The organism is Micromonospora echinofusca, from assembly GCF_017614955.1.
Taxonomy (GTDB): Bacteria; Actinomycetota; Actinomycetes; order Mycobacteriales; family Micromonosporaceae; genus Micromonospora; species Micromonospora echinofusca_A.
The window spans coordinates 1-6290 of record NZ_WVUH01000386.1; the positions used below are offsets into that span (position 1 = coordinate 1).

Annotated in this window: 6 protein-coding genes; 5 read left to right on the forward strand and 1 reads right to left on the reverse strand. The window is 73.5% G+C overall.

Going from position 1 to position 6290, the window contains the following annotated elements; all coding sequences use genetic code 11:
- The first annotated feature begins 298 nt into the window (after nt 1–298).
- The 3 genes from hrcA (at nt 299) to GSF22_RS29085 (ending at nt 3423) form a co-directional block, all read left to right on the forward strand.
- Nucleotides 299–1318, forward strand: a complete 1020-nt coding sequence (gene hrcA, locus GSF22_RS29075) for a heat-inducible transcriptional repressor HrcA (RefSeq protein WP_208817098.1) — start codon at nt 299–301, stop codon at nt 1316–1318.
- 141 nt (nt 1319–1459) lie between these two features.
- A complete protein-coding gene (dnaJ, locus tag GSF22_RS29080; protein ID WP_208817108.1) occupies nt 1460–2599 on the forward strand; it encodes a molecular chaperone DnaJ in 1140 nt (379 codons plus the stop codon).
- 89 nt (nt 2600–2688) lie between these two features.
- The gene (locus tag GSF22_RS29085) at nt 2689–3423 is read left to right on the forward strand and encodes a 16S rRNA (uracil(1498)-N(3))-methyltransferase (RefSeq protein ID WP_208817100.1); all 735 of its coding nucleotides are present in this window, start codon (nt 2689–2691) and stop codon (nt 3421–3423) included.
- 63 nt (nt 3424–3486) lie between these two features.
- Here the strand turns inward: GSF22_RS29085 and GSF22_RS29090 are convergent, their stop codons facing one another.
- Complete coding sequence (locus GSF22_RS29090) at nt 3487–4248, reverse strand: SDR family NAD(P)-dependent oxidoreductase (RefSeq protein WP_208817102.1); 762 nt, start codon at nt 4246–4248, stop codon at nt 3487–3489.
- A gap of 122 nt (nt 4249–4370) precedes the next feature.
- On the opposite strand from GSF22_RS29090, the gene GSF22_RS29095 reads away from it, so the two are divergent.
- Together GSF22_RS29095 and GSF22_RS29100 are read left to right on the forward strand one after the other, a co-directional pair.
- On the forward strand, nt 4371–4721 hold the full coding sequence (locus GSF22_RS29095) for a histidine triad nucleotide-binding protein (RefSeq protein ID WP_208817104.1): 351 nt from the start codon (nt 4371–4373) through the stop codon (nt 4719–4721).
- 84 nt (nt 4722–4805) lie between these two features.
- Entirely contained in the window at nt 4806–6188 is a 1383-nt protein-coding gene (locus GSF22_RS29100) for a serine hydrolase domain-containing protein (RefSeq protein ID WP_208817106.1), read from the forward strand.
- Nucleotides 6189–6290: the final 102 nt, after the last annotated feature.

Sequence of the window (6290 nt, forward strand, 5' to 3'; positions counted from 1 at the left end):
GTACGGGGGCTCCGGGGGCGTCGAGCCGGGGTCGCCCCAGGAGGGAGGGCGAGGTGGTTCAGTCATGAGGTCACGGTAGGTCGCCGGGTCCACCCACGCCAGCGCGTACCGGACAGTAGGGGCGGATGATCGGCGGACCACGTGGGCGGGAGCGCACGTCGTGCGACAGCCGGTGACGTGGGTCTGACGGATCCGACGATCGCGCGTCCCGGCCCTGCCGACGTAGACTGGCACTCGCTACAGTCGAGTGCCAGAGCGTCCCGGCGGGTCGCATCGCAGGGGCGGGGAGGTGGAGCGGATGGGTCTCGACGACCGCAAACTCGACGTCCTGCGGGCCATCGTCGAGGACTACGTGGCCACCCAGGAGCCGGTCGGCAGCAAGGCGCTGGTCGAGCGGCACCAGCTCGGGGTCTCCCCGGCGACGGTCCGCAACGACATGGCGGTGCTGGAGGAGGAGGGCTACATCCGGCAGCCGCACACCAGCGCCGGCCGGGTGCCCACCGACCGTGGCTACCGGCTCTTCGTGGACCGGCTCTCCCGGGTCAAGCCCCTCACCCCGGCCGAACGCCGGGCCATCGAGCGTTTCCTGGTCGGCGCGGTCGACCTGGACGACGTCGTGCACCGCACGGTCCGGCTGCTGGCGCAGCTCACCCGGCAGGTCGCGGTGGTGCAGTACCCGAGCCTCGCCCGGTCGTCGGTGCGGCACCTGGAACTGGTGCCGATCTCCACCACCCGGTTGATGCTGGTCATGATCGCCGACACCGGCCGGGTCGAGCAGCGGCTGGTCGAACTGCCCGCACCGATCCCGGCCGACGACGTGACCGACCTGCGGCGCATGGTCAACGAGAAGCTCGGCGGCACCAAGCTCGCCGACACCCCGCCGCTGGTGCAGGCCCTGGTCGAGGAGGTCAACCCCGAGCTGCGGCCGGCGATGACCACCCTCTCCACCGTGCTGCTGGAGACCCTGGTCGAGCGGCACGAGGAACGGATCGCCCTCGCCGGCACGGCCAACCTGGCCCGGGGTGGCCTGCTCGACTTCCAGGGGTCGCTCCGCCCGATCCTGGAGGCACTGGAGGAGGAGGTCGTCCTGCTCAAGCTCATCGGGGAGGTGGAGCCGAGCACCACCCGGGTCCGCATCGGCGACGAGAACGAGATCGACAACCTGCGGGGTACCTCGGTGGTGAGTACCGGCTACGGGCCGGGCCGCATCGTCGGTGGTCTGGGTGTCCTCGGGCCCACCCGGATGGACTACCCCGGCACGATCGCGACCGTACGCGCCGTGGCACGCTACGTAGGCGAGCTGCTGGCGCAGAACTGACCGGGCGCGCAGGATGGACGCACCACCGACCAGGCGCCCGACAGGCCAGGCGCACCACCGACCAGGCACGCACTGACCTACAGGCCCGCACCCGACGACCGCGGGGCGTAACGCGAGACAGACATGGGGACACGGAACGCAGTGGCCAGGGACTACTACGGCATTCTCGGCGTCAGCCGGGACGCCTCCGACGACGAGATCAAGCGCGCCTACCGCAAGCTGGCCCGCCAGTACCACCCGGACGTCAATCCGGACCCGGAGGCCCAGGAGAAGTTCAAGGACATCAACGCCGCGTACGAGGTTCTCTCGGACGACCAGAAGCGGCAGATGGTCGACCTGGGGGGCGACCCGCTCGCCCCCGGTGGCGGCGGCGCCGGTCCGGGTGGGCCGGGTGGCGCCGGCCCGTTCGTCGGGTTCCAGGACATCATGGACGCCTTCTTCGGCGGGGCGGCCGGCTCGCGGGGTCCACGTCCGCGTACCCGGCCCGGCGCCGATGCCATCCTCCGTCTCGAACTGGACCTGCACGAGACCGCCTTCGGGGTGGAGGCGCCGATCACCGTCGACACCGCGGTGCTCTGCACCACCTGCACCGGTGCGGGGACGGCAGCCGGCACCCACCTGGCCACCTGCGAGGCGTGCGGCGGTCGGGGCGAGGTGCAGTCGGTGCAGCGCACCTTCCTCGGCCAGGTGGTCTCCGCCCGCCCGTGCACCGTCTGCCAGGGGTACGGCACCACGATCCCGCACCCCTGCCCGACCTGTGCCGGGGACGGCCGGGTCCGGACCCGCCGGTCGCTGACCGTCAAGATCCCCGCCGGGGTGGAGGACGGCATGCGGATCCGGCTCGCCCAGCAGGGTGAGGTCGGTCCGGGCGGCGGTACCGCCGGTGACCTGTACGTCGAGATTCACGAGCGGCCGCACGACGTGTACTCCCGTAAGGGCGACGACCTGCACTGCCGGGTGACTGTCCCGATGACTGCCGCCGCGCTCGGTACCCGGCTGACCATCAAGACGCTGGACAGCGAGGAACCGGTCGACGTCAAGCCGGGCACCCAGCCCGGTTCCACCCTGCGGCTGCGCGCCCGGGGGGTGCCGCACCTGCGTGGCACCGGGCGTGGGGACCTCTACGTCCACCTGGACGTGCGGACCCCGACCAAGCTCGACGCCGATCAGGAGCGGATGCTGCGCGAGTTCGCCAAGACCCGGGGCGAGGAGGTCGCCGAGCTGACCAAGCAGGGCGGTTTCTTCTCCCGGATGCGGGACGCGTTCAACGGTCACGGCTGAGCCGCCGCCGGGCGTCGTCCCGGTCCCGGCCCGGTCTACGCGGCGGCCCGTCGTCCCGGGTGGACGCCGGCCCCGGTTAGCCTGACCTGATGTCCGCACCGCTGTTCCTGGTCGACCCGCTGCCGACCGCCGACACCCTGACCCTCGACGGACCGGAGGGCCACCACGCGGCCACCGTGCAGCGGCTCCGGGTCGGCGAGGAACTGCTGCTCGCCGACGGCCGGGGTGGCACGGCCACCGCCGTGGTCACCGCCGTCGGCCGGGGCAGCCTGGAGCTGACCGTCACCTCCCGGGGGTACGCCGACGCGCCGGTACCCCGCCTCGTCGTGGTCCAGGGCATCGCCAAGGGTGACCGGGGTGAGCTGGCCGTGCAGGCGATGACCGAGGTCGGGGTGGACGAGCTGGTCCCCTGGTCGGCGGCCCGCTCGGTGGTGCAGTGGCGCGGCGAACGGGGTGCCCGCGCCCGGGAGAAGTGGGTGGCCACCGCCCGGGAGGCGGCGAAGCAGGCCCGCCGGCCGTGGTTGCCGGTGGTGGCCGGGGCGCCCGACGAGTCCACCGCAGCGGTGGCCCGCCGGATCGCCGGAGCCGCCGCGGCCTTCGTCCTGCACGAGGAGGCCACCGACCGGCTGGCCACCGTCGACCTGCCGGAGACCGGGGAGATCGTGCTGGTGGTCGGTCCGGAGGGGGGTGTCACCCCGGACGAGCTGACCACGTTCGGGGTGGCCGGCGCTCGGCCGGTCCGACTCGGCCCGTCGGTGCTGCGTACCTCCACCGCCGGTGTCGCGGCCCTGGCCGTACTCTCCGCCCGCCTCGGCCGCTGGTGACCCGTCGGCGGTGACCGGCGGTGACCCGGTTCCCGGCGTTCCGCCGGTCGTGGCCCGCCGGTCTCAGCTGCGCAGGTACGACGCGCCGTTGAGGTCGACGATGGTGCCCGACGCCCACTCCGCCTCCGGCGAGGCCAGCCAGTGCACCGCTGCGGCGATCTCCGCCGGCCGGGCCACCCGGTTGAACGGGCTCTGCGCGCGGACCTCCGCCCCCCGGGGCGACTTCAGGTGCTCGTTGGTCATGTCGGTCTCCACGAAACCGGGGGCGACGGTGGCCACCGCGATGCCGTACGGCGCCAGCGCCACCGCGAGCGACTGACCCATCGCGTTCAGCCCCGCCTTGCTGGCCCCGTACGCCGGCTGGTCCGGTTCGCCGCGGAACGCGCCCCGGGAGGAGACGTTCACGATCCGCCCGCCCCGGTCCCGCATGTGCTGGGCGGCGCACCAGCAGGCGTTCGCCGCGCCGATCAGGTTGGTGTCCACGACGTGCCGCCACTGCTGCTGCCACTGCTCGTACGGGATGTCGAAGACCGGGTGCGGCCGGTTCGCCGACCCGTACACCCCGGCGTTGTTGACCAGCACGTCCAGCCCACCGAGCCGGTCGGCCGCCTCGTCGACCATGGCGCGTACCGCGTCCGGGTCGGTCAGGTCGGCGCGTACCACGACGTGACCCCCGCCGGGCAGCGAGTCGCGGAGCTGTTCGGCCAGCGGCGCGGAGTCGCGGTGGTGGATGGCCACCCGGTCCCCGCTCGCGGCGAACGCCGCCACCACCGCCCGCCCGATCCCGCGCGAGGCACCCGTCACCAGTACCGCTCGTCCCGTCACGTCGACATCATGCCCTGCCCGGTGGCCGGTTCCGGCCGGGGGAGGCCCGGCCGCCCAGAGCGCCCGGCAACAGGACTGGCGGGGCTGCGGCGCCCCGTTGCCGGGCGCTCTAGCATTCCGACGTGGAGACTGACTGCCTGTTCTGTCGCATCGTCGCCGGGGAGATCCCGGCCACCATCGTCCGGGAGACCGACCGGACCCTGGCGTTCCGGGACATCGGCCCGAAGGCGCCGGTGCACGTCCTGGTGATCCCGAAGGAGCACTACGCGGACGTCGCGGTACTGGCCGGGGCCGATCCGGGTCTGGCCGGTGAGGTACTGGCCACGGCCGCCGTGGTGGCCGAGGCGGAGGGGCTGGGCGCCGACGGCTTCCGGATGATCTTCAACACCGGCCGGTACGCCGGTCAGGAGGTCTTCCACGCGCACGCCCACCTGCTCGGTGGCGCGCCACTCGGCCCGATGCTCGCCCGCTGACCCGGTTAGGAAGGGCCCCTTCCTATCGCTTTCGGTAGAGGAAGGGGCCCTTCCTAACACCCACTCGCTCCCTACAGTGGGCCCATGATCGAGGTGAACCGGCGGCTGGACCGCCTGATCCGGCAGGCACAGGCCGAGGAGCGCATCCCCGCCCTCTCCGTGGCGCTGTACCGCGCCGACCGTCCACTCTTCAGCCAGGTGGTCGGTACCACCGGGAACGACCAGCCACTGACGGTCGACACGCCGTTCCGGATCGGTTCGGTGACCAAGACCTTCACCGCCGTACTCGTACTCCAGTGCCGCGACGAGGGGCTGCTCGACCTGGACGACCCGGTGGGACGCCACCTGGACCTGCCGGCGCACGGTGCGGCGACCATCCGGCGCCTGCTGTCGCACACCGCCGGTCTGCAACGCGAGCCGTACGGCGACGTCTGGGACACCCTGCGCGCGCCGGACACCGACGAGCTGGTCGCCGACCTGGTCCGGGTGGAGCGGGTGCTGCCACCGGCCCGCCGGTTCCACTACTCCAACCTCGGGCTGGCCCTGCTCGGGCACCTGGTCGGCCGGCTGCGGGGCGGCACCTGGGCCGAGGTGCTGACCGAGAAGGTGCTGGTACCGCTCGGCCTCTCCGCCACCACCGTGCACCCGGCCCCGACCGCCGCGACCGGTTTCCTGGTGGACGCGTACTCCGACCAGGTCCGTGCGGAGGCGCCCACCGACTTCGGTGCGGTCGCCCCGGCGGCGCAGTTGTGGAGCAGCGCCCCGGACATGGCCCGCTGGGCGGCCTTCCTGGCCGACCCGGCCGCCCTCGATCCGGAGGGCCGGGTACTCGCCCCGGCCACCCTGGACGAGATGCGCTGGCCGCTGACCGTCACCGACGAGACGCTCTGGGGCGCCGGATTCGGGCTCGGGCTGATCCTGGTGCCACAGGGGGAGCGGGTGGTGCACGTCGGGCACGACGGGGCGATGCCCGGTTTCCTGGCCAGCGTGTACGGCCGGCGGGGCGGGGCCGGCACGCCGCAGGCGATGGGCTGCGCGGTGCTCGGTTCCTCGGGTACCGCCGCGGAGGTGTTCGACCTGTCGCACCGGCTGCTCGCCGAGGCCGCCGAGCACGATCCGGCGGACATCGCGCCGTGGACGCCGGGGGAGCCGGCTCCCGAGGCGTACCGGGGGCTGCTCGGCCGCTGGTGGGGTGAGGGCTTCGAGTACGTCTTCTCCTGGCGGGACGGGACGCTGCGGGCCCGGGGCGCCCAGGACCCGGCCGGTAGGCCGCCGGCGGTCTTCGCGCCGCTGCCGGACCGGCCGGACGTGCTGCGTACCGTCTCCGGCCGGGAGGCCGGCGAACTGCTCCGGCTCACCCGGGACGAGCAGGGGGTCGTGGTCCGGATGCACTGGGCCACGTACCGCTTCACCCGCGTCCAGCAGACCTTCGAGGGGTACGACTTCCGCCGTCCCGACTCGGCCTGACCGTCCCGACCGGCACAGGAGCGGACGCGGTCCGTCGGCACCGGGGCTGACGCGGCCCGGGGGCCGGCGGGTCGCCGGCCCCCGGGCGCGGGGTGTGGGTGG

Bases quoted from the DNA above. Each gene is read 5' to 3' on its own strand.
- GSF22_RS29085 (WP_208817100.1), top strand. From the start codon at position 2,689: ATGTCCGCACCGCTGTTCCTGGTCGACCCGCTGCCGACCGCCGACACC.
- GSF22_RS29100 (WP_208817106.1), top strand. From the start codon at position 4,806: ATGATCGAGGTGAACCGGCGGCTGGACCGCCTGATCCGGCAGGCACAG.
- hrcA (WP_208817098.1), top strand. From the start codon at position 299: ATGGGTCTCGACGACCGCAAACTCGACGTCCTGCGGGCCATCGTCGAG.